Origin of the sequence: Chryseobacterium sp. SN22 (genome assembly GCF_008329705.1) — a bacterium.
In the GTDB taxonomy this organism is placed as follows: domain Bacteria; phylum Bacteroidota; class Bacteroidia; order Flavobacteriales; family Weeksellaceae; genus Chryseobacterium.
On record NZ_VTSX01000013.1, the window covers coordinates 1 to 25497 of the forward strand.

The 25497-nt window shown below is 41.4% G+C and carries 18 protein-coding genes; 8 read left to right on the forward strand and 10 right to left on the reverse strand.

The genetic code is table 11. From position 1 onward, the window contains the following. Positions 1-292 precede the first annotated feature (292 nt). The 6 genes from FY557_RS10045 to FY557_RS10070 form a co-directional block, all read right to left on the reverse strand. Positions 293-832 (reverse strand): hypothetical protein, encoded by a 540-nt coding sequence (locus tag FY557_RS10045; RefSeq protein ID WP_149247124.1) that lies wholly within the window; start codon positions 830-832, stop codon positions 293-295. Positions 833-948: 116 nt separating this feature from the next. Further along, positions 949-2523: a DHA2 family efflux MFS transporter permease subunit gene (locus FY557_RS10050; protein ID WP_149247125.1), complete on the reverse strand. Its 1575-nt coding sequence runs from the start codon at positions 2521-2523 to the stop codon at positions 949-951. Positions 2524-3214: 691 nt separating this feature from the next. After that, positions 3215-4318 carry an HlyD family secretion protein gene (locus FY557_RS10055; RefSeq protein WP_149247126.1) on the reverse strand — a complete coding sequence of 368 codons (1104 nt, stop codon included), beginning with the start codon at positions 4316-4318 and terminating at the stop codon, positions 3215-3217. Positions 4319-4337: 19 nt separating this feature from the next. Beyond that, complete coding sequence (locus tag FY557_RS10060; protein ID WP_149247127.1) at positions 4338-5648, reverse strand: TolC family protein; 1311 nt, start codon at positions 5646-5648, stop codon at positions 4338-4340. Next, positions 5632-6258 (reverse strand): TetR/AcrR family transcriptional regulator, encoded by a 627-nt coding sequence (locus tag FY557_RS10065; protein WP_149247128.1) that lies wholly within the window; start codon positions 6256-6258, stop codon positions 5632-5634. The genes FY557_RS10060 and FY557_RS10065 overlap by 17 nt, the downstream gene beginning before the upstream one ends. Positions 6259-6816: 558 nt before the next feature. Further along, positions 6817-7935 carry an ATP-binding protein gene (locus tag FY557_RS10070; protein WP_149247129.1) on the reverse strand — a complete coding sequence of 373 codons (1119 nt, stop codon included), beginning with the start codon at positions 7933-7935 and terminating at the stop codon, positions 6817-6819. Between the two features lie 366 nt (positions 7936-8301). On the opposite strand from FY557_RS10070, the gene FY557_RS10075 reads away from it, so the two are divergent. The 4 genes from FY557_RS10075 to FY557_RS10090 all read left to right on the forward strand — a co-directional run bounded on the left by FY557_RS10075 (position 8302) and on the right by FY557_RS10090 (position 12072). Then, a complete protein-coding gene (locus FY557_RS10075; protein ID WP_149247130.1) occupies positions 8302-9588 on the forward strand; it encodes a hypothetical protein in 1287 nt (428 codons plus the stop codon). A 4-nt stretch (positions 9589-9592) separates the two neighbouring features. After that, a complete protein-coding gene (gene lptC, locus FY557_RS10080) occupies positions 9593-10183 on the forward strand; it encodes an LPS export ABC transporter periplasmic protein LptC (protein ID WP_410495900.1) in 591 nt (196 codons plus the stop codon). A gap of 3 nt (positions 10184-10186) precedes the next feature. Next, positions 10187-11230 (forward strand): anhydro-N-acetylmuramic acid kinase, encoded by a 1044-nt coding sequence (locus FY557_RS10085; RefSeq protein ID WP_149247132.1) that lies wholly within the window; start codon positions 10187-10189, stop codon positions 11228-11230. Between the two features lie 617 nt (positions 11231-11847). Further along, the gene (locus FY557_RS10090) at positions 11848-12072 is read left to right on the forward strand and encodes a hypothetical protein (protein WP_228451766.1); all 225 of its coding nucleotides are present in this window, start codon (positions 11848-11850) and stop codon (positions 12070-12072) included. A 76-nt stretch (positions 12073-12148) separates the two neighbouring features. On the opposite strand, the gene FY557_RS10095 is transcribed toward FY557_RS10090, so the two are convergent. Next, positions 12149-12538 carry an SRPBCC family protein gene (locus FY557_RS10095; RefSeq protein WP_149247133.1) on the reverse strand — a complete coding sequence of 130 codons (390 nt, stop codon included), beginning with the start codon at positions 12536-12538 and terminating at the stop codon, positions 12149-12151. Between the two features lie 39 nt (positions 12539-12577). Here FY557_RS10095 and FY557_RS10100 point away from each other — a divergent pair, with 39 nt between their 5' ends. Then, positions 12578-13189 carry an NUDIX hydrolase gene (locus FY557_RS10100; protein ID WP_149247134.1) on the forward strand — a complete coding sequence of 204 codons (612 nt, stop codon included), beginning with the start codon at positions 12578-12580 and terminating at the stop codon, positions 13187-13189. Here the strand turns inward: FY557_RS10100 and FY557_RS10105 are convergent. Then, the gene (locus tag FY557_RS10105; protein ID WP_149247135.1) at positions 13182-14453 is read right to left on the reverse strand and encodes a UDP-N-acetylmuramoyl-tripeptide--D-alanyl-D-alanine ligase; all 1272 of its coding nucleotides are present in this window, start codon (positions 14451-14453) and stop codon (positions 13182-13184) included. The two genes, FY557_RS10100 and FY557_RS10105, sit on opposite strands and share 8 nt — an antisense overlap. A 65-nt stretch (positions 14454-14518) precedes the next feature. After that, positions 14519-16114 carry a gliding motility lipoprotein GldJ gene (gene gldJ / locus FY557_RS10110; RefSeq protein WP_149247136.1) on the reverse strand — a complete coding sequence of 532 codons (1596 nt, stop codon included), beginning with the start codon at positions 16112-16114 and terminating at the stop codon, positions 14519-14521. Between the two features lie 164 nt (positions 16115-16278). Between gldJ and porU the strand changes: the two genes are divergently transcribed. From porU to FY557_RS10125, 3 genes are all read left to right on the forward strand, one after another. Further along, positions 16279-20184, forward strand: a complete 3906-nt coding sequence (gene porU, locus FY557_RS10115) for a type IX secretion system sortase PorU (RefSeq protein WP_149247137.1) — start codon at positions 16279-16281, stop codon at positions 20182-20184. 60 nt (positions 20185-20244) lie between these two features. Then, entirely contained in the window at positions 20245-21408 is a 1164-nt protein-coding gene (gene porV / locus FY557_RS10120; protein WP_149247138.1) for a type IX secretion system outer membrane channel protein PorV, read from the forward strand. Between the two features lie 1008 nt (positions 21409-22416). Then, positions 22417-24702, forward strand: a complete 2286-nt coding sequence (locus tag FY557_RS10125) for an FUSC family protein (RefSeq protein ID WP_149247139.1) — start codon at positions 22417-22419, stop codon at positions 24700-24702. Here FY557_RS10125 and FY557_RS10130 read toward each other — a convergent pair. Next, a complete protein-coding gene (locus FY557_RS10130; protein WP_149247140.1) occupies positions 24683-25297 on the reverse strand; it encodes a 4'-phosphopantetheinyl transferase superfamily protein in 615 nt (204 codons plus the stop codon). The genes FY557_RS10125 and FY557_RS10130 overlap by 20 nt on opposite strands. Between the last annotated feature and the right edge of the window lie 200 nt (positions 25298-25497).

Here is a 25497-nt window from a genome sequence, read left to right on the forward strand (position 1 = left end):
ATATCATATATATTACCACTAATTTCTTTGGGAAAATAATCATGTTTCATATGATTTATGAAAGATTTAGTGTTTAACAAATTATAAGATATAATGATCAACAATAAAATAATACAGATATAAAGTTTTTTATTATTTCCCATTGTAAATACTTGTATTTATACGGCTCCACTGTGCTCCACCTCCAACACCGAGCGAAACATTAATTCCTGACCAGGACCTTTGTGAAAGGTCAAACATTGATTTAAGCCAGTTTAATTAATCCATATATAAAAATCATTATAACCTAAAATCAAGGAACTAAAGAAACCGTAGTATCAATACTATCATCAAATACTTTATATTTTTTGGAACTAATTAAACTCTCTATATAATCCTGACAGCCTAAAAGACTCGCTGTATACTTATTGTGGTGAGAATGTAATTTTATGATATATTTTTTGTGCTTATCAAGATCATAGACACCGTTAAGATTAACAATACTTAGTGAAACATATTTTTTTTCCTTTGGTCCTAATATTATCAAGTCATCAACACATTCTTGACTATCAAATCTCTTATAAAACCCATTTAAAACAATTCTAACTGGAGTAATAATATTTCCTTCGATTGTCATCACAAAATTATCACTTTTAAAACCGTAGGGATCGATAATATAAGTATAATCTGTATTATTTACAAGTTTGAAAATATATGGAGTATTTCCGTCAAAAATTTTATTTAATGAAAACTCATTCCTCTCAAATAAAATATCAACTTCTTTTTTAGTGTTTAATTTTGTTTGAGCCTCTAAATGACTAATGGTTAATAAAAATAAAATTATAAGCTTCATATTTAAAATTAACAATATCTTTTTTTAAATAAAACTACTGAATATAATTAATCATATAGATTTCACTTTATTATAAAAAAAACCTCCTTCCGGAGGTTTTCGTTTATTTGATATATTTAATGTACACCGCTGAGATCTATTTTTTCTTTGCTTTTCCGCTCTTTAACGAACAAGATAAACGGAATACAGATCAGGAAGACCACGCCAAGATAAAGGAACACATCCATATAGGAAAGCACGGTGGCCTGTTTCGTTACGGAGAGATCGAGTATTTTGTAGGCAGCATTCATGGCGGCGTCGGGCGTCATCCCTTTGGCCATAAAACTTCCTTTCAGGGCCTGCAGTCTTTGCTGCACGGCGAGGTCCGTCTCATCAAGGTGGGAAATCAGGTTGACCCTGTATTTCTGGCTCGCATTGGCAATGAAGGTGGTGATCGCTGCGATTCCGAAAGAACCACCCAACTGCCGCATCATACCGGTAAAAGCCGCACCCTGTCCGATTTCCTGTCCTTTCAGGGTACTTAAAGAAAGAGAAGTAATCGGGATAAACAAGAGTCCGAGACCCGCACCCCTTACAATCAGCATCCAGAAGAAGGCATCTTTACCGGTATCCGGCGTCAGGATTTTATAGCCCCAGAAGCTGTAAATAAAGAAGATGAATAAACCTAAGGAAACAAGAATCTGTTGTTTCGCCCCTTTAGACAGCAACCGCCCGATGATCGGCATCATGAAAGCCGTCGTCAGTGCCGCAGGGATCATCAAAGCTCCCGACTGAAGCGCCGTCCAGCCTAAGATACTCTGCGTGTATAAAGGAACGATAAACGTTGAACCGTACAACCCGAATCCTAAGACAAAGGACATTACGGTACCGATCCTTAAATTGCTGTTTTTTAAAACCCGGAGTTCCACAATCGGATATTTGAAAGTAAGCTCGCGCCAGAGGAACAAGATAAATCCTAAAACGGCCGATGCAGTAAGGGCAACAATCCATCCGCTGGCAAACCAGTCTTCTTCATGCCCTCTTTCAAGAATATACTGCAGCGATCCTACCGTGATCGCCAGCAAGGCAATACCCAGCCAGTCAACGTCGGAAGCTTTCCGTTTTTCGGCATATTTCGGACTCTTTACAAACTGCAGCGTCATTAAAGTCGCAGCAATCCCGATCGGGATATTGATGTAGAAAATATACGGCCAGCTGAAATTATCTACGATGTATCCTCCGAGGGGCGGACCCAATGTGGGACCGATAATTACTCCAAGACCATAGATGGCCTGTGCCATACTCCTTTTTTCCACCGGGTAGGATTCGGTAATGATGGTCTGGGAAGTTACCAGAAGTGCTCCCCCACCGATCCCCTGCATGAGGCGGAAAAATACCAGCTCCCAGATATTGGTTGCATTCCCGCAGAGAAAGGAGAATACGGTAAATATAATGATGGATGCGGCAAAATAATTCCTCCGTCCGAACTGCTGGGAAAGCCAGCTCGTCATCGGTACGATGATTACGTTACCGATCGCGTACGCCGTGATCACCCAGCCCACTTCCGAAAGGGTGGCCCCCAGGTTCCCCTTCATTTCATTCAGGGCAACGTTTACAATTGTGGAGTCCACAATTTCCAGCAGCGCACAAAGGATGGCCGTAATCGTAACGATTACCCTTCTGGCTCCATATTCTACTAATGAATCTTGCATAGTTTTTTTCGGTATTAAAAAATCAGGAGATTATGAGATCCGGAAATTTCTGATCAGAACAAGCGCTAACGAACTAACATTATTCTGTTGTTAAATGAGACTGAGGTTCAGGATGAGGTTGATTCAGAGATCTCTCTGCTTCCTTATTCACATCTTAAGGTTTGGTTTCAGTCATTGAGATCCGGATCTCTTAAACTCTGTCTATTTTAATGGTATTTTATAAAAGTGAATTGTCAGCATTTCATCCGCATGGTTGTCAGTACCCCTTCATCATTCTTCTGCATTCAGACGGAACCCTTCTTCAAGCCTCCTGCATGACAGCCTCCGCTTCATATTCTCCTGCATTGCTGATTTTCTTTTCAAGCGGTCTCCTCTTCATCATGGGTTCCTGCTTCTTCTCCTCCTGCAACATAAGAAACCAACTTCAACACCGCTCCTCTCTTCATGATCAGTTTTCCGCATCACCTCCACCTCATCGGCTGATTCCGTTCTCCGACATCTGCATTATCAGTCTGCCTCTTCAATCATCATCATTCTGACCTTCTTCTGCAAACTGACAATTCACTTATAATTTATTTTATGGTAATAAAGGAATTGTCAATGGGTTCATCCATTTCATAGTCAATTTGCTTCTTCATTTTCTCTCACGATCAGCTTCATCCGCAGCATTGACAATTCACTTTAAGGTTTATTATTTTAAGGAAACTTCTGCTTTCACATTCATTCCTGTTCGTAATCTTTGGGCTATATTTTTATCAAGGTTTACAAAATTGATTTTTACCGGAAGCCGCTGAACCACTTTCACGAAGTTACCGCTGGCATTATCCGGAGGAAGAATTGAAAAAGTAGCCCCCGTTGCAGGAGAGAAAGAACTCACCACCCCTTCAAATTCCCTATCGGGGAAAGCATCAATCTCGATTTTCACTTTCTGTCCTTCTACCATTTTATTGACCTGGGTTTCCTTGAAATTGGCGACTACCCATTTCTGGTCATTTTTAACCAAAGCAAACAGCTGGGAACCGGCCTGTAGATATTGTCCTGCCTGGATCGGAACTTTTCCAACGTAGCCGTCTTCAGGTGCAACGATTACCGTATAGGAAAGATTTAATTTTGCATTTTCCACATCCACTTCCCTCTGCTTGGCTACGGAGCCTGCTACGCTGATCTGCTGCGAGCTTGCCGCCGTCTGGGAAGAAGCGATATTCGTCTGCTGGGCAATCTGGTTTCTCTGATCGATTAAAACCTGCAATTGCTTGTCGGCCGTTTGTTTGGCAGCTAATGCCTGCTCATATTGCTGTTCCGTAATGGAATGGTCTTTTACAAGGTTTGCGTATCTTTTAAGATCCTGGGAAGTTTTCCAGACATTTACCCTTGCAGCTTCAATCTGTGCATTGGCCGTAGTAACTGCTGCCTGGGACGAACCGATATTTTTGGATGTTGCCGTTGTGCTTGCCTGCGCATTGGAGATATTGCTCTTCGCCGTTGCCAAAGCAGCTTCCGCCTGTTCCAATGCCAGTTTCTGGTCTCTGCTGTCCAGGATAATCAGGGTATCTCCTTTTTTTATAAACTGGTTATCTTTTACCTTTACTTCCGTTACGTATCCGGAGATCTTGGAAATCACCGGTGAAAGGTTGGAGGCAATCTGTGCATCATCGGTTTCTTCGTGGGACTGGCCGTAGGTATACGCATTATATCCGTAGATTCCGCCGCCAATTAAAACAACTGCTAAAATAATAGGAAAGACTAAGCTCTTCTTCTTTTTAGGTTCAGTAGCTGGGGTAGTATTATTTTCCATGTTGGGTATCGTTCTTTATTTATTTAATTGTTAAAGTTCCTGTAGTCTGTAATAGTTTTCGGTAAGCCAGCGCAGCGTCTGCCTTTGCATTGATGACGCCTACATTAGCGGCGATCTGTGCTGCATCGGCATCCAGAAGTTCCGTCATCGTAGCCAGCCCGTTATCGTATTTATTTTTTGTAATTCTGTAGTTTTCATTAGCCTGTTCGGCAGATTTTTCGAAAACGGCAATTCTCTTTTTAGAATAATCCGTATTCTGAAATTCTCTGTTTACATCAAGCTTGATGTTGTCATTCAACAATTCATTGTTGGCGGCCAGCTGCGTTTCTCTGGCCTGCGATTGCTTCAATGAAGAATTTTCTTTCCAGAGATTGGATAAATTGTAAGAAATCCCGACTCCTAAATTCACCGCGTTGTAGATGGTTAAAAATTTAGGAATGTCTGCTGCTACATATCCTCCGGTAAAGGCAATCGACGGCAGGTTTTCCGCTTTTGCCGATTTGGTTCCCAAGGCAGCAGCCTGTCTCTGCTTATCCAAAGCCTGTAGATCCTTACGGTTTTCTTTGGCTTCATTGATATAAAAATCAACCGGTTTTACTTCTGTACCTTCTTCGATATAGTTCTGGTCCACTTCGATCTCTGTCGTTTCCGGAAGGCCTAACAGCAGATCCATATTGATATTGGCAATGTTGTAATTGTTTTTCGCTTCCAGCAACTGCAGCTCGATGTTTGACGTCTGAAGGTTAGCCTTTAAACGGTCATTTCTGGCGATTACTCCGTTGTTCTCCAGCTTCAGGAAGGTTTCGTCTCTTTTTTGGGAGGCCGAAAGGTTTTCTTCCAATACCTTGATCGACTGGTTGGCTTTAAATAAATTGTTGTACGCCTGGGCAACATTGTAGGCAATCGCCACCTTATCGCTTTCCGTATTTAGTTTTGATGCTTCTACCAAATATTTGGCCGACTCAATCCCATATTTTATTCTTCCGCCGCTGTAAATTGGAATGCTTAAGTTCGCTGATCCGTAAGCCACCTGATGGATTTCAGGACCTCCGCCGGCAACACCGGGAAGCTTAATGTTCACATTCGGCTTCAGGGGAAGATACAGGTAACTTCCGGATACCGAAAGTTCAGGCAGCTGCCTGTTTTTTGCCGCCAGAAGATCTGCAGTCGCTTCTTCAATTTTGGCAGCGTCAATCTTCAGGTTTTTACTGTTTTGGATACCAAGCTGAACGGCTTCATCCAGGGTGAGGGTTCTTTTCTCCTGAGCATTTGCGTTTGCCATTCCTACAAACAGAGCCAGCGCAAGGATTGAGTTATTTATTTTCTTCATAACCTAGAAGGTCTTTAAGTAAGTATTTAATATGTGTGTTAAGTTCTGTGTAGTATTTTTCGTCGAAAACGGCTTCTTCATCGGTATCGTTCAGAAATTCCTTATACATTTCCTTGGCATTGAAAGCATAAAATAAAGTTCCGCTTATCGTAGAATGAAGAAGATAGATCGGAGGATTTTTAGTAAATATCCCATTGTTCAAACCGCTTTCCAATATTTTTGAATAGGTGGCAAGAAATCCAAGCTTGGCCTGCTTCAGCATATCCACAATATTTTGATTTTCAGTATGAAGCTGCTCCCGTTGCATGATTCTGTAAAAACACTTCTGATGTCTTATTTTCCCTACAAACTGGTCTACGATCTTATTTATTTTTTCCCAATCATTCATATCGGTTCTCTCCAAGATGTCTTTCGAAAAAAACTGCCCTTCATTCATCCTAAACTCTACCAGCTTTTCATACAGCTTCTCTTTTGAACCAAAATAATAAGAAATCATGGAAATATTTACATTGGCTGCTTTGGCAATCTCCCGGGTGGAAGTCCCTTCAAAACCTTTTTCTGCAAAAAGCTTTTCGGCGGCAAACAATATATTTTCTTCTTTTGAAATCATCTAATTACGTTCTCGTTTTTTGACGTTGCAAATTTACATCCAAATCTGAATAAATCAAACGATTGATTGATTTTTTAATATATTTTTAATATTCAATTAAACAATTAACTGATTTATAGACATTTATACATTATTCAAAAAATTAATAAATATTATAGGCCGTAATTTTCAGGCAGATCTGTAAAATATGATTGCATTTTTAAGATCTAAAATAACGAAATCGACTGCCTGTTTCGTTTAGAATGGTATTGTTCTGATTATTCCGGATGATAAAATTCCGAAAAGGTAATAGGGATTTACAGGAAAATTAAAAACTATATCTACAATCAGCTTACGGAATTAAAATAATTCTAAATTTAACAGTCCGTTTCATGGGTTAAAATAGGCCTACCGGAAGTTTCACAATCCCCTCATTTTAGTAATGAATCAGCACTTACAGACCTCATGGGTTTATCCATTTACAATCCTATATTGTGACCGGTATTTTATCCGTTAAAAAAAGACATCCTAAAAGTCAAATGTCACCTTCAGAACTCAGAATTTAAGGATGTTTTCTGGTTATGAATTTTTATGAATATACCGTGATAGTTTGATCCCAAGATCTGTCCAGACAATTTTGGGATTTCCATTCCGGGTTAAGTGCAGATCGGCGGTGCTGATCTCTTCCAGAATGCTTTCGATATTCGCCCCGCTGATAAATTTTGAAAAACCGGCCCAGTTAAAACCGTTGGTATTGATTTTTTTGTACACCAGCTCCTCCGACTGATAATTCTGCAACAATGCCAGCCTGAAAATTTCAGAGCAGTAATTTAAAAAATTCTTCTGTTTCTCACGGTTCCAGCCTGCAATTTCCCGGGCCCAAAGGATGATGCTTTTCAAGAATTGCGGTTTCTTTTTTACCATAAAGGCATCACGAACCCACTGTACAAACAATTTTTCAAATTCCTCGTTCTTATTTCCCGACCGGAGCAATTTCAGCGCATCATTCAGGTCGCCCTGTGCTTCATGAACGATTTCTTTGACTTTTTCATCATCAATACTGAAATTATTTTTTAAATAAGCTTCCAGGTCTGCATCGGTAATCCTCGGAACCTCTACAATCTGTGTTCTGGAAAGGATGGTGGGAAGAATATCATTAACCGATTCCGCTGTGAGCAGGATAATGGTTTTGGCAGGCGGTTCTTCCAGGAATTTCAGGAATTTGTTGGCGGCCGCAATATTCATTTTATCAGCTCTCCAGACAATCAGGATCTTGGTTCCGCCTTCATAGCTTTTTAAGGCAAACTTCTGGTTCTGGTCATCAATTTCATCGGCTGAAATGAAGAGCTGCTTGTTCTCGGATTGTAGGAAAGCGGTCCAGTCGTCATAGCTTGCATAAGGAGATTTCAGCACCATTTCCCGGAATTCTTCAAACTTGTTTTTACTTAAAGAATTTTTATTGTCTGTAAACACCGGAAAGCTGAAATGCAGATCGACGTGGTTGAGGTGCTCCACTTTTGAAGCGGCATGCTCATTCTCGCGGCTCAGGACTTCCTTGGCATAGGCCAGAACCATAGGCAACGTTCCGTATCCTTCTTTTCCCGTGAAAAGCTGGGCGTGGCTGACTCTGTTTTCGGCGATACTGTCTCTGAGAAGTTTCTTCAGGTTTTCCTGTCCGGCGATGTTCTCCCAATTCATGGCCCAAAGATAAAAAAATTGTAGGTTATGGGCATGTCATTTTTGGTGAATGATAAATTTTGTCTGACGGGTCAAGGGTGAATGTTGCCGGTGCAAGTGAATAGTGAATTTCGCTTTGCAAGTGAACGGTGAATCTCAGGCTGAGGTTAAGATTAAGATTGCCGTTGGTAAGGAGTGAATAGTGAATTTACGCTATGGAAAAAATTGACAGGCGAAGCGGATTGACTATTGACCATTCACTACTAACAATTTACCCGTACGGGCTGCAATTTCCCCTCTGGATCTGCCTTAACAAACTTTAACCTCATATAATTTTTACAATTCATTAATATTTAAGATATTTGCGCATTATTTTAAAAATAAAGAATGAAAAAAATCTTTGTACTATCATTCATATCGGTTGGGTATTTCCTTAATGCGCAGAACCTGAGTAATTCACCTTATGCGGCTTACGGAATCGGCGATGTGAAATATGATAATACGATCGAAACAACCTCGATGGGAGGTATATCCACCGCTTTTATCAGCGATTTTACAAGTAATTTCAATTTTGCAAACCCTGCAAACAATGCCAATTTCGAATTGACCAGTATCAAACTGGAAGCGACCAACGAGAACAATTACTTTAAAACAGATTACAACAATACAAAGGCGACGAAACATTCTACGTATCTATCCAATATTTCACTGGCTTTTCCTTTATCTCCGAAGCTGAAAATGGGGCTTTCATATCAGCCGTACAGCTCAAAAAGCTACAATATCCTTCATGAAGAGAATAATCTGGCAGGCGGAGTTACGAGATACAACCGGTTCAAAGGAAGCGGAACATTGAATACCGCTCAGATTGCGTTAGGATATAAGGTAACCGATAAATTTGCGGTAGGAGCAAGAGCCAATTATTATTTCGGAAATCTTTACGACCTGAACGAGCTGGCTTATTCCAATGCTGAACTGATCAACGGATACGAAACCAGAAACAGCATCCATAACTTCAACTTTACATTAGGGGCAAGTTACCAGAACCTGAATACCAGCACGGACCGTAAATTTACTATCGGTGCCACTACTACCTTCGGGAACACCAGTAATATGACGACCGATTATGTAAACAGCACCTATTTTTACTCTGATGCTTCAGGCACTACCAAAAGTAACGAAAGCATCATCGACCAGAAAAGCACGAAGTCTAAAAACCTTCTTCCGATGCAGGCTTCCGTAGGGGTAGGTTACGGAGAAGAGAACCAGTGGTTCTTATCGTTACAGGGAGACTATAAAAAAGGAGAAAGCATTGCTTATTTCGGGAACACCCTGGATCTTCAAGATTCATACAGGATTTCTGCCGGGGGATGGTACCTGCCGAATTACAACAACTTCCGAAGCTATTTCTCCAGAATTGTTTACCGTTACGGAGCTTTCTATGAGAAAGGAAATCTTCAGATCGCCGGACAGAACATCAATAAATTCGGCGTATCTGCCGGAGTGCTCCTGCCGTTTAAAAACAGCAGCATCACGAGGATGAGCGGACTGGAACTCGGACTGGAACTCGGGAAAAGAGGAACGGTTAAGAACAACCTGATCAACCAGAACTTCATCAACCTGAGGGTTGGTTTCAATTTTGCTGATAAATGGTTCAGAAAAACACTTTATAACTAATATGATGTTTTTTAGAAACATACTCCATAAAAAAAATATAGCATACCTTTTTAGTTGTGCTATATTTTTTATTATGACCTCATGTGAGGAAGATCTTACGAAAGCCAATTCCAAACAGAGTAAAAACTTCGCTTCACAGATTATCAATAACGCCTATATTATCCAGCGGGATTCTGGGTTTGTCACCATGAGGGCCAAAGCCCCGATCATTGAAAAGTACGAGTTGATTGACAGCCCGTATACCGTAGCGAGAAAAGGGGTCGATATCCAGTTTTTCGATAAGAAAAAACCGAAAGTCCCGGGTACCATCAAGGCAAAATATGCCAAGTTTTACGATTACAAAAAGTTCTACGAAGCCAAAGGCAATGTAAGGATTACAACCAATGAAGGCGATAAATTTGCGATGCAGAGCATTTACTGGGATCAGGTAAAGAAAAACATCTATACCCGCGACACGGTGTACGTAACGAGGAAGGACGGCAGCACATTAATCGGTGCCCATGGCATGCGGGCCAAAGACGACTTTTCGGAATATGTATTCTTCCAGAATTCCGGAGATTTTGCCGCTCCCGAAATTTCCCAAAACAAAAAATAATTCATGAGCTTTCATGCCATCGGACTGATGTCCGGAACAAGTTTGGACGGGCTTGATATCTGCCTGGCAAGATTTGAAAAACAGCAGGTCTGGAACTTTGAAATTCTGAAAGCCGAAACCCTTCCCTATTCTGCAGAATGGGAAGACAAACTCAGGAATTCAATTTATCTTTCCGCAGAAGAATTGCTCGAATTGCATTCAGAGTACGGTTTTTACCTGGGGAAAACAGTAAAAAGTTTTATTGAAAAATATCAGCTTCAAAATATCGACCTGATTGCTTCCCACGGACATACGGTTTTTCATCAGCCAAAAAAGAAATTTACGTTACAGATCGGCGACGGAAGAGCCGTTAAGCTGGAAACCAACTTGCCGGTGATCTATGATTTCCGGAGCCAGGATGTCCTGATGGGCGGCAACGGCGCTCCGCTGGTACCAATCGGTGATGAGCTTTTATTTCCGCAGTACGATGCCTGCCTTAACCTGGGCGGTTTCTCCAATATTTCCATGAAAGTTAATCATCAGCGGATTGCTTTTGATATTTCCCCGGTTAATATTGTTTTAAACACATTGGCTTTAAAATTTAATAAGCATTTTGATGAGAACGGCGGCCTGGCAAAAGCAGGAAAAATAAATGAACCATTATTACATGAATTAAATTCACTGGCCTTTTACCGGCAGTCTCCTCCGAAGTCCCTGGGCATCGAATGGTGCAATGAACATATTTTCCCGCTATTTAAAGGCGTAGAAGGCCTGGACCTGTTGGCTACCTTTACAGAGCATGCTTCCATACAGATTTCAAAAGTACTGAATGAAAACCGGTTGAAGAAAGTTCTTTTTACGGGCGGCGGAACTTATAATGCTTATTTAATCGAAAAAATTAAGTCCCAGACAGAAGCTGAGATCATCATTCCTGAAAAAGACATCATTGATTATAAGGAAGCTTTGATTTTTGCCCTGATGGGTGTTTTAAGAATGAATAATGAGATTAACGTCCTGGCTTCTGCAACGGGCAGCACAAGGGATCATTGTTCGGGGGTGACTGCCTGACAGATCAATCTTCCTTCATTACCTTAATATCGGTGAAATGCCTAATGTTCCCTGGCCTATCCATAATCTGATACTTCCACGCATACTTTTACCCTGCTTTAAATCATTGACGATTAAGGTTGGCTGAGAGACATCGCTGACGCACAGCCGGCCACTTCATCCCTGACTACAATTTTTATTTTAATCCATTCCGCAGGTATGAGGTACGATATCGACGTAGGACCCATACTGCCCCAATGCCTCCTTACTTAATTTTTCCCAGGAATATCCCGGTATGGAAAATATATTGGCTGGAGCGGTTTCTGCGCAACTGATCGTTGGCCCGGCCCTTGGTAGGACGTAAATAGAGAAACTCCCTTTTAGAAGCGTCCAAAGCTGTCGTGAAAGCAATACCTACAAATCCACGGGCGGTCTCCGCGGCGTTTTGCAAGCGGCTGCCCGGAGATGGTAGCTTCGATAATCCCATTATAAAAATTAATATCTTTGAGGGCTGCCAGGGTTCTGTCTCCGTCAGGATGCCCTTTTATTTCCAGTTCCAGCGGATCTTTACTTTGATAAGCCGATTTCTTGACAGTTACATGAAACGGTACGGTATCATATAGAAATTGCTTTGTGATGTGCTTTGGATTCCAGGCAACTGTAAAATTCCGGTTGTTTTCTGGAAAAATGACGGAAAGACCGGCAGCCGGAGTGCCATGCGGCATTCACTGGTACATGGCGGTTATTTTTGCGCGGTCTGGAACACCCAGGGTGCCCATGGTGAAGAATTTGATTTTCATCATAACGTCATCGCTAATACGGGCACGATCTGGACCAGGGAAAAAGAAAGCACAAAACGGTAAGATGAGGCCGGATTTAAAAGTATATTATGATGCGTCTGTATAAAATAAAAGAAACCTTCATCTCTGAAGGTTTCTTTTATTTATAAGCTTCGATCTTATCCGTTAAGGTATTGATGAAATTCTGAAGCGGCTTTTCCACCATCATTTTGATAAACGGGTTAAATTTCCCTTCAAACAGCATCTGCACCTCGGTCTGGTTTTCATTCAGAGGGTTTATGGTAGCCGTTAAGGAGAAATCCAGGCTGGAGCTTGCCGATTTTAATACGGCCTTCTGATCATTCACTTCATCGATTTTCAGGGCGATCTCCGGCATTCCCTGCAGTCCGAATTTAAATCCATCCTCTCTCGTCTCAAACTTCTGAAGACCGTCCGGCATAAAATCTTTGTAATTTTCCGGCGATTTCAGGATTTCCACCAATTCTTTAGATGATTTATTGACAATAATCTTTCGTCCTTCTAAATTCATTTTTTATTTTTGTATTAAATTCTTAATTCTTACAAATATATGTATAAAGTTTTTGTGAACGAAAAAAAATTACTGTTGTCTAAGCAATCTGAAAACTTAGAAAAAACGCTTGGATACGAAAACGTCACAAGCCTGGAGATCGCGCTTGATCTCCTTGAAAATACATCAGTAAAGGAATTAAATGTTTTCGGCGAAAATCTCGATGAAATCTGGACCGGGTTCCAGAAGCTCTTCAGGATTATCGAAGCGGCAGGCGGCCTGGTGAATAATCGCGAAGGGGATATCCTTTTCATCAGAAGATTAGGAAAGTGGGATCTTCCGAAAGGGAAAATGGAGAAAGGCGAATCACGTGAGGAATCCGCGGTGCGCGAAATTGAAGAAGAAACCGGACTTGCCAATGTAGAGCTGGCACGCTTCATCAATACCACCTATCACATTTATGTGGAAAGAAACGGTGATAAAGTCCTGAAGTGCACCCACTGGTTTGAGATGAATTTCAGTGGTGAAGATACTTCAAAACCTCAGACCGAAGAAGGAATTACGGAAGTAGCCTGGAAAAACACCGCTCAGATCGAAGCTGAAGTTTTCCCAAGCACCTTTAAAAATATTAAATTGATCGTAAAGGAATTCTGGGAGCTTAAAGCTAAATAAAATCGATTGATTTTTCTAAAGCAATCCCTCTTGAACCTTTTAACAATACATTTTCAGATTGTATTTTATTGGCTTTTAGGTATTCGATCAATGCTGTGGTATCTTCAAAGCTTAACGAGGAATGGTTTACACTTTTAAAGTTTTTACCGACTGTGATGATCTGTTCAAAGCTTAATTCTTCTGCCAGTTTCAGAAGGGTCTGATGCTCTTTTTCGCTTTCGTCCCCCAATTCAAGCATATCGCCGATGATAATGGTTTTAGAGCCGTCAAAAGTAATGAAATTATGCAGTGAAGCCGTCATGGAGCTTGGATTGGCATTGTAAGTATCCAGCACCAGTATCTTTCCTTCTTTCTTTACAATCTGGGAACGCATGTTCGTCGGCGTATAATTTTCAATGGCATGTTTTATCTTATCAAAACCGATCCCAAAGTGAAGTCCCAGGCTTGCTGCTGCACAGAGATTGGTAAAATTGTATTCCCCCGTCAGTTTTGAAACGGCTTTTCTGCATTCATAGATTAAACCGACAAAATTTTCCTCTGAAAACAGTTCAAACTGATAATCCGACTGTTCTTTTCCGAAAGTAATTTTCGGTGAATAGCTTCCGGTTTTTTCTACCTGAACGGGATCATTTTCATTAATCAGAATAGTCTTTCCGTTGTTTTTAAGATAATCATACAATTCGGATTTTCCCTTGATCACCCCTTCAAATCCGCCGAAGCCTTCCAGATGGGCCTTGCCGAAATTGGTGATGTACCCGAAATCAGGCTGGGCGATGGAACATAAAAGCCCGATTTCCTTCTGATGGTTGGCTCCCATCTCCACCACGGCCATGTCATGTTCCGGCCTGATCGAAAGAAGCGTAAGCGGGACACCGATATGGTTATTTAAATTCCCTGAAGTATACTGAACATGGAATTTTTCTGAAAGAACGGCATGGATAATTTCTTTCGTCGTCGTCTTACCGTTACTTCCTGTGAGTCCGATTATGGGAATCTGAAGCTGCTTTCTGTGGTAAATTGCCAAATCCTGGAGAAAATCCAGCGTAGAAGGAACATAGAAAATATTTTTCAATTTGTTTTCAAATTCCTCCTGCTCTACGATTACCGCCAAAGCCCCGTTATCAATGGCCTGTCCGGCCAAAGTTGCCGCATTGAAATTATCCCCGGAAAAAGCAAAGAAAATATCATTTTTTCCGACTTTCCGGCTATCGATGGTTACCTTTTCAGCCTGTAAAAACAAAGGGTAAAACTGTTCTGTATTCATGATTCAAAAATAAAAAAACCTTCCAGTATTTTGGAAGGTTTTTTTGAAAATTATTTAGATAAATATTATCTTCTTGTTCTACTCTTATCGTTAGCTCTGGCATCCTGTGCAACACGGAAACCGATCCATCCGAAAGCTCTGTCCTGAGACTTGTATCTTCTTTGTCCCGGATCCAGCCAATAGGCTGTATCCTGCCAAGAACCACCTTTTACCACCCGTATATCGTTGGAAATATCAGAAGTTCTTTCCTTTCTGTCTTTCTGAAGGATTACTTTACCGCTGGCATCTACAATGAATCTTGATTTAGGGGAATTGTACATATCGTAAGTAGAAGCGGAATCAGAAGCATTTCTATAATTCAGGGAAGACATTCTGTCGCCGTCTCTGTAGTTTCTGTAATCAGCAATCGTTTCTCTTTCAAATTGTCCAGGAAGATTTCTGTAAACCAGTCTTCCGTCGGCTAAAGTATCATATTTAATGTTGCTTTCGTCTACCATTTTGTAAGTTCCGTCTCCGTTTCTTACAACAGCCTGTGGCATGTTTCCTCTATAGTAATTGAAGTCGCTGAAATCTTCGTCGATGATCGGTCTGTATACGTCTGCCGTCCATTCTGAAACGTTTCCGTACATTCCGTAGATCCCAAGATCGTTGGAAGGATATTGTCTTACGTCTGAAGTTTTGGCAGAACCATCGTTTTTCCAGCCCGGAAGACCGGAATAATCTCCCGCTCCCATTTTGAAGTTTTCAAGGAACATTCCTCTTTCTCTTCCTTTGGTTCCTCTCAGCTGATCGATTTCAGGTTTTTTACCAAGGTATTGGTTGTATTCTCTGTTTTTAGCCATCCCCAAAGCTGCATATTCCCATTCTACTTCGGTCGGAAGCCTGAATTTCGTTACCATAGCAGCATTAGGCGCTCTGTTTGCAGCAAGCAATCTCTGGTTGGTCGTTTTCATACCTGTTTTCTGCTGCATTCTTTTTTCATTGATGTACCCCTGCATTTCAGGATCATTCGATTTGAATTTATCCATATTGAATGCGGTTCCACCCTGGTTATTGGATTCGTTGATGTACAGATCTTTAGCAATGATACCGGCCTGCATTAAAGCTTTCTCGTTTGCTCTGTCTGACAACCATTCGCAATATCTGTTAGCCTGCGTCCAGCTTACCCCCACTACCGGGTAGTAATCGAATTCAGGAGAACGGAAATACGTTTCGTTGAAATCATTTCTAGATAGTTTGTTGTCCCACAATAAGGTATCCGGTAAAGCACCGTTATAGATTTCCTTAAAGCTCGGGTCACTCGGAGGGAATACATACTTCAACCATGTAAGGTATTCGCGGTATTCGTAGTTAGTAATTTCAGTTTCCCCGATAAAGAAAGAACTTACCTGCATTCTGCGTGGCGAGTTATTCCAGTCGTGCATCACATCATCTTTCACTAATCCCATTGTAAAAGTTCCACCTTCTACATATACCATTCCCGGCCAACCTTTTTGTTTTTGTTGCTTTCCTGCAAAAAACCAACCTTGTTTCTCGTTTGGTTTCCAACCTGTTTTGCTGACAAATTTTTTCGTACCGCCGCCATTATTAGATCCTCCGCAACTGGTTAATGCAAGTGTAGAACTTAATGCTATTAATGAAAACAACTTTAGTTTTTTCATAGTCGATATAAATATTTTCAAAGTACAAAGAAAAAGTAAATTATTCAATAAATCAAGTAAAGAGTTGATTTTTTTGAAAAACGTTAACAAATTAATTTTATTGTATCACAATTTAATTATAAAATTTTCATTTATTTTGTAATTCAGAAATTTCAACCATAAACATGAAACAAAAAATCTCACTTTTATTTCTATTAAGCTTTGTATCAGCACTATGGGCTCAAAGAATCAACATCGAATGGGATGGCTCTAAAATTCGAGACTTTGGCGATACAAAACTTAACCTCCCAAATTTCAAAAATCAAGGATTTTTATTCAGCCAAAATAACATTTTTATCACAACCAGACAACAGGTTGGCGAAAAGCAGCTGAAAATTTCCAATCCGGTTTGGGAAACCGTCTCTTCCGGAGATCTGTTTGAAATAAGCAAGGATCTTCTGCCGGATTATGAAGTAAAAGATGTGGCTTATTATTATCTGGAAGGGGAACGGTATGCCAGCATCAGCGTTTCCTTATTTAAAAATACGAAGGGGCAGGTGCAGCGGTTGTCATCATTTGAAATTTCAGAAAGCAATTTACCCAACAGCATCGGCAGCGCGATGAAAGTGGGAACCGCCAACAACCCTCTTTCATCAGGAAATTTTTATAAAATAAAAGTCGATAAATCGGGAATTTTCAAAATTACAAAGCAGTTTCTGCAGGATAACGGGATCAACCCTTCTTCCGTAAACCCTAAAAATTTCAGGATCTATGGAAACGGCGGAGTGATGCTCCCGGAATTCAACCAGGATGTGAAGTACAGTGCGCTTCAGGAAAACGCAATTCAGGTAGTCGGGGAAAGCGACGGGGTCTGGAATGATAATGATTATGCTCTTTTCTACGCTCAGGGACCCAATGGCTACAATCTTTATAACACAGCCAACGGGAACGGTTATAAAAGGACCGACACCCGAACCGACAGAAGCGAAAATGTAAAGAATATTTATGAAGATTATTCTTATTATTATATCAATTTCGATAAAGGCCCGGGGAAAAGAGTGCAGCCGGTAGATGTAAACCTGCCAGCTACCCCATTGATCACCCGATACGATAATTACCAGTTCATTAACAACGACCAGAAAAACCTGATGAAGACAGGCCGTATCTGGGTGGAAGATGTACCTCTTACCACGGATAAAGCGATTACTTTCAATACCGCTTCTCCTGTTCAGGCTGGCGACCAGATCCGTTACAGGGCTCAGGTGATTGCATACAAATCCCAGCAGAACAGTATTACATACAATATTAACAATCAGAATCCGCTGCCCGTTGCGATACCTGCTCCAAATGCCGGAGGATCCAACGAATTCTATATTACACGATATACCGGAACAATTTCAGGACTCAGCGGAAGCCAGATTACCTTTAATTTAAAACCGGATATTACCGTAAATCCAAACGGAACTTTTTATCCGGATTATTTTGAAGTACAGTATAAAGACAACCTGAGCTTCAACGGAACCCAGATGAACTTCAGGGATTATTCGCTGGTAAGCGGAAGCAATACCACCTACGGTTTCAGTTTATCCAATGCTTCTGCAGCAGAACAGATCTGGGATGTTACCGACATTACGAATGCGAACCGTAGAGTAAATAAAGCGGCAGGAAATACCACTTTCAATTTTGCTTATACTGCTTCAGACCCTAGTTTTAACAATGAGTTTGTAGCGTTTAAATCCGATGCGGCTTACAGCCCTCAGTTTGTCGGAAGAATCAACAATCAGAATCTTTCAGCATTACAGAATGTGGATTACCTGATCATTACGGTTCCTGAAATGATGGGTCAGGCGCAAAGGCTGGCCAGTTACCATCAGACCAAAAACAACTACAATGTACAGATCGTCGATACCGATAAGATCTATAATGAATTCGGCAGCGGCAGCAGGGACCTTACCGCTATCCGGGATTTTGTGACCAAACTGAATACACCGGCAGGAACCCTGAAATATGTTTTCATTCTGGGAGATGCTTCCTATGATTATAAAAACAGGATTTCCGGCAACTCCAATGTGGTTTCCGGTTATGAAAGCGAAATTTCACAGGATTTGATCCGGTCTTTTATCACCGATGACTATATTGTGATGACCAAGCCTCAGACGACCCAATACCTGGATTTCAACCTGCCTGATCTTCCTGTTGGAAGACTTCCTGCAGCCAATGTAACGGAAGCAGCAAATATGATAGACAAGACCCTGGCTTATTATAACAGTTTACCGGGACAATCCACGCCTTTCGGGGAATGGAAAATGAAGCTGGACTTCATTGTGGATGATGACAACGACGGACCGGGCTCCGTTCCGTTCCATACGGTGATGAACAATTCCCTGGTACCGGTTTTCGAACAGGCATCTTCAACCAATCTTAAAGAGTACAATGTCAGAAAATTATACCTGGACGCATTTCCTGCCCAAAGTACGGCAGGAGGACAGCGGTATCCGCAAGTAAACCAGGCTATTGCCAATGATATCGGGAACAGCTTATATATGTTTTACTTCGGACACGGAGGGATCAACGGATGGGCACAGGAAAGGGTGCTGACATTAAGTGAGATCCAGAATGCAAATAATTTCTCGTCGGCATACAGCAGATTTCCTTTCGTATCTACCATTACCTGCGAATTTACCCTTTGGGATGAGCCTGGCACTTCTTCTGCAGGAGAGCAGTTTATCAAGCTGAAACAGGGAGGCCCCGCTACCATGATTACTTCCAGCCGGGCTATTGATGTATTTTACGGCGTAACTTTTACCGATACCTTCACCCAGAATATCTTCAAACTGACCAGTGACGATTTCGATACGCTGGGTTATGCTCATTTAAATGCTAAAAAACAACAAGGTGCTTCTACAGAACACCTGAAGGTAAATTTTCTGGGAGATCCTGCTATGAAACTGAGCAGGCCGAAAAGATTACTGGTGATCGACAATATCGAAACGCCGGTTCCGGGACTGATCCGGGGACTGGATTTCGTGAAAGTGAAAGGCCATATCAATAATCCGAACGGAACAGTGAATACGTCATTTAACGGAAGAGTGGTAATTAACATTTTCGATAAAAGATTAAACAAGACCACGCTGAACAACGACGGCGGATTAACTCCCGTCCTTCAGTACACTGAAGAAGGAAGTGCCATCGTAAAAGCTTCGGGAACTGCAGTAAACGGAGTATTCACGGTAGAATTCTATGTTCCGAAAGACATCAATTATGTCGTTGGTACCGGTAGGATCCTAGGTTATGCAGATAACAAGGCAGCCGATGTATTCAACAACCAGGCGGTACAGGTAGGAGACCTTAACCCGAATGGGATCAACGATAACGAACCGCCTAAGGTGAAGTTATATATGAACAATACCAACTTTGCAGATGGCGGTATTACCGACCAGAACCCGATGCTGCTGGCATGTATCACCGATGATACCGGAATTAATTCTACCGGATCTGGTATCGGCCATGATATTACAGTATATTTGGATGGTCAAATTATCAATACGGTGGTACTGAACGATTTTTATGCTTCTGGAGAAGGAAACGGATGCCTGAGTCCGAGCCTGGCAGAATATCAGAAAGGAAATGTAACTTATCCTTTCAGAAATCTGGCCATAGGACAGCATCAACTGACATTTAAAGTTTGGGATATAAACAATAATTCGACAACGTCTACGTTAAATTTTGAGGTTAAGGACGAAGCCGACCAGCATCTGGTGATTAACCGGCCGCTGAACTGGCCGAATCCGTTTACCAATAAAACGTATATTCAGTTTGAGCATAATTGTGATGACATCCTTGATGTGAATGTTCAGATTTATACCATTACCGGAAAACTGGTAAGAACTTTATCTCAGCCGGTGGTGGCAGAACCTTTCCTGCAGGGCTTCAGAACGCCGCGTCAGGCTATCGAATGGGACGGAAGAGACGATTTTGGGTCAACTGTTGCAAAAGGTACGTATATTTTTAAGATATTTGCAAAAAGTCAGAATCAAGAAAAATGCAAAGGAAGTGCTACAGCTGTAGAAAAAATGGTACTTTTGAAATAAATTTAAAACGATAACAATAAACATATTAACAAAAAACTGATAATATATAAAAGACAACATATGAATTTAACTACTAAACTGCTTTTAGGAATTGGGTTAAGTGCCGGTTTTTTAGGCTACTCTCAGGATTTAAGCCTTGTACGACCTGTGTTAACCGGAGCTCCTTTCTTAAGAATTGCACCGGATGCAAGAGCTGGAGGTATGGGAGACCAGGGAGTGGTAACCTCTCCGGACGCTTTTTCACAATTCTGGAATGCTGCGAAATACCCTTTTAGCAGAACAAGTTCTTCCGTAGGGATCAACTACACACCTTATATGGGGAAACTTACCAATGATGTGTTTTTATTATACGGAGCTTTTCACAAATTTTTAGGTCAGGAAGAAAGATCTACCATCTCTGCAAGTATCTATTACTTTAATATGGGAGAAGTGGATTTAACGCAGTTAGTAGGAAATGAAGTAACTTCCATGGGTACCTCCAAGCCGAATGAATTCTCTATTGATGTTGCATACGGTCTGAAATTATCCGACTCATACTCAATGGCCGTTACCGGAAGATTCATCCGCTCAGACTTAGCCGGAGGATTCAATACCGATACGACCCTGAAGCCGGCCAACAGCTTTGCAGTAGACGTTTCCGGGTACTATACGTCTCCGAAATTCTCAGGTCTCGGAAGCATGGACGGAAAAGTAAACGCCGGTTTTGCCATTCAGAATCTGGGTCCCAAACTGGATTATACAGGAAACGAAGAATCCAGATCCTATCTTCCGACGATGGCAAGATTAGGGGTTGGGTACGATATGTACCTTGATGATATGAACCGTGTGGGCTTAAGCGTTGAAGGTTCCAAAATCCTGGTTCCGGGCTCGGAATATGTAGGAATCGATCCCAACACCAGACAGCCGATTTATCAGGTACCGAATGTAGGCGTTATGTCCGGAATCGGGAAATCGTTCAAAAATGAAAAATCCATTATGTACAGCGGAGCGCTGGAATATTCTTATGACAATGCATTTTCTGTAAGAGGCGGTTACTTCCACGAAAGCGAAGAACAGGGCGCAAGACAGTTTGCAACAGCGGGTATCGGATTAAAGTACCGCTCTTTCGGACTGGATATTTCTTACCTGATCAATATGTCAAAAATCAATACGGCTTTGGATAATACCCTTCGTTTCGGGCTTACCTGGAACATCGGTGACGAAACATCCAACGTAGATTATTAAAATACAACTATTCAAGTCGATAAACAGGCTGCCTCATTTGAAGCAGCCTGTTTTATTTGGGACGATGGTCAATTTCTTCGTGTGAATAGTCAATTCACTTCGTTTGGCAATTTTTACTGCGACGTCCGCAAAGTTTTGGGATAAATGACTATGCATATTTTCCATGTGCAAAGGTACTGCACAGGCTCAGCATAACACCATTCGTTCAGCAAATGACAGCAGTGAATAAAAGTGGATGGTGAATAATCAGTTCATTTCGTTTGTTGATTCATGAAAGATATTAAAGATAACCTTAATCAAAAAAGAATTGTTAAACCCTTAATCGCAATTCCACTTCTTTGGAGGGGTGGCGAAAATTCAAAGAATTTTTGACAGGGTGGTTTACATCAGCAGGATTTGAACAGTCAATGGTGAATGGTCAATCCGCAGCACCCGTCAATTTCTTCAGCTGTATGAAGATTCACCCTTTCACTTTTGTCAATCGTCAATTCCTCCGGACCAATGGTCAATTAACCCTCAGCCTAAAATTGACTTGCAAAGCAAAATTCACCATCCACTCTTTACTTTTCAGGAGCTTAATCCGGCTCTCCGCTACTACTCCTCGCGCCGACGTATTCCTATGCGCTCCTCCGCCAAACCCATTCACTCCCAAACCTCCCACTCCGCTGTGGGGTAACCGCTGCGATCCGGGCTAGGACATCAGCCCTCCCCTTCAACAACGGGAACAAAAACTTCCCTTCTTCACTTCTCTCTTTCATCCTGTTAACCTGATTTCTACTTCGAATTTACATTTATAACAAACCCGATATTCCACTACCCTCAATCCTTAAACCCTTCAACTCTCAAACTCTTTACACCTTAAAACCCTCGACGCCATATCATGGTTTAAAATTTGATACTGATTTGTCAATCCGGTTCCTGTACCATTAAACCGAACATCAGACACCGGCAGGGGAAAATTCACCATTTGTAAATCCATAATTCACATTTAACCCTTATTTTTGCAGCATGAACTATTCCGAGGAACTCAAAAAATTTGTGACCAGCCAATATGTATATTCTGCCATCAGGATTACACTGGCCACCGTTCTGCCGTGTCTGGTTCTTGCCCACTTCGGAATCCTGAAAGAATACTTTCTTTTCCCGCTCGGAACCAGCTTCGTAGCGCTCACCGACCAGCCGGGACCTTTCATCAGGAGAAGAAATGCCCTGACGTTTGCCATTGTCTGCTTCACATTCGTTGCGTTGATTGCGAGTCTGGTCATGCACATTAAAATTCTCGTCTTTGCCGAGATCATTATTTTTGGAATGTTTTTCTCCCTCATCGGCGTGTACGGCCAAAGACTGGCTGCTGTCGGTTCCTTATCACTGGTTGTCATGGCCATTTTTATCGACGGACATCTCACAGGAACCGACATTCTGAAAAGCCTGCTGATTTTTGCTTCCGGCTGTACCTGGTTTTTACTCATCTTTTTGATTGTAACCACCATTCAGCCCTATAAGCTCGCCAGCCAGATGATCGGGGAAAATTACCTCCAGCTTGCGGAATTTCTTAAAATTAAAGCCGACCATTACCAGAAAAACCCGGACTTTACCAAACTTACCACCCAGGTCATCGCCAAGCAGATCGAGATCAAAAACCTGCAGGAAGAAACCCGGGAAACAGTTTTCAAAACCCGGGTAATCGTTAATGAATCCACCACCACCAGCCGCCTGCTGATGCTGATGCTGCTGAATTCCATGGACCTCCACGAGAAACTTATGACTTCTGAAAGCGATTACGAAAAGCTTCAGAACAGTTTCGGCGAAACTACCATTCTGGTAAACATCCATGATTATCTGAACCTGCTGGCGGAAGAAATTACCAACATCGGAATTTCCCTTCAGATCGGGACCCGTGCAAAAGCGATCCATCAGCTTGATGATGAACTACAGAATTTAAATCACCATTATTTTGAGCTGAGAAATAAAAAGATCTCTCCTGACAATTTTGAGAACTTCATGGTCTTGCGTCAGATCCTGATGCGCATCAATGAAATTACCAAAGAAATCAGTGAGATTTATAAAGTGTTTTCACAGAACGTAAAGCTCGCCAAAAGTCTTTCAACGGGCCTGGACCTAAGAAAGTTTATGCCTAACGAAGAAAAGCTGAATTTCAAGGTTTTAAAAAACAATATCTCATTGTCGTCTTCTCATTTCCGCCATGCGCTGAGAATCACGATAGCCTTATTATTAGGGTATTTATTTTCCTTGTTTCAGTTTATCGGGATCGGGCACACCTACTGGATTCTCATCACTACCGTTGCGATCCTGAAGCCCGCCTACTCCATTACTAAACAGCGGAACCTCCTCCGTCTTTACGGAACCATTGCTGGAGCCGTTGTTGCTTACGGGATCCTCCATTACATCCGCATCAATGAAGTGCTGTTTATCATGCTGCTTCTCAGTATGATCATGTGTTTCAGCTTTCTGAAAGGGAAATATTTCTGGGCCGTCCTGTTTATGACAATTTATGTATTCGTCAGCTTCAATTTCCTCAGTCCCGGAAACGTCAACATTATTTTCAGGGACAGGATCGTGGATACTGTGATTGCTGCCATCATTACTTCACTGGTAGCCTATATAGTGCTGCCGGTCTGGGAACATACGCAGAACCTGGACCTGATGAAAAAATCGGCAGCTGCCAACCTCATCTATTTCCAGAGTGTGATTTCAAAATTTATCGGTGACGGTTTTAATATGGAAGATTATAAAGTGAAACGAAAAAATGCAATCATTTCATTAGCCAATCTTTCCGACAACTTCCAGCGGATGATTTCTGATCCTAAAAACCAGCAGAAAAAACTGGAGGTGGTACATCAGTTTGTCGCGACTTCCCATCTGATTACCGCTTATACAGCTTCCCTGTCTCAATATGTAAAAGATAAAGAAAAATATCCTGAAATTGATGCAGAAGGCTGGAGCCGTAAAATCGAAGCGGAAATGCAGAAAGTCTTCAATCTCCTGAACGGCGAAAAAATCACCGAAACCCTGAACATGGAGAGCCGTATCGAGCCTGAAGATTCATCGCTGGACGATCTCATCCTCAAAAGAAAAGCTGAGCTTACTGAAAATGAAGCCTATGACTTAAGGGATCCCGACAAAATCTCGCGGCTTACCGAGCTTAAAAATATCCATGATGTGCTGGAACTGATCTTTGATGTAGCCAAGGAACAGCGCAAGGTTATTGAAACCTACCAAAACGAATCCCACGAAAAACCGGAGCCGGTACAACCTATTCCTCAACAATCGTAAAACAGTAATCGTCGAAAAATTCGACTCTTGCTTTGAGTTCATCTGAGATCCGGTCGTCGTAGACCCTGCATCTGATGTGATGAAGATGCTTCAGTTCAAAAGGCCGTACTTCATAATGTTTTTTCAGCGACCAGTGTTTGGAATGATGGATCTTGTACATGCTCTCCTTTACGCTCCAGATAATGGTATAGAACGTCACTTCATTATCGAAAGGAATAAACCCGCGCTCATCTTCATAAGTAAACTTATCAATCACCCTTAAAATTTTAGGATTGAATCTTTCAATATCGATCCCGATTTTGTTTTTGGAAATGGCAATTGCCGCAAACGGAAAAGAATGGGTGATTGAAATTTCGGCATCTTTCGGAGATAAGAAAGGTTCTCTTTCTTTATATAAAATTTTTGAATCTGGCTTTAAGCCTTTCAGTAATTTCCGCACCATCAGAACTTCCTGGAGTTTTTTCGGATGATAATCTTTTACTTTCTCTGCATTTTCAGGTTCCAGAAGCTGATGAATATCCAGTTCTTCGGTTTCATCATACTTCCAGACGAGAATAGTAGCGTTGGCATCGGAAAAATCGCGGTAAAGTGGCATTGCGTAGTTTTATAGAGGACAAAATTAATGAAAAATTCTTTGAAAGCAGACCAACAATTTCGGGCGGCTGTCTGCACGCCGGTACTGATAAATTCCTGTTATAAGTCAGTTTACGCAATCGAATACCTGTCAGTGTTTTTTTATTTTAATTATTAGTTGTAATTTTGCAACTTATTATTACTGAATTTAAATTTATTCAT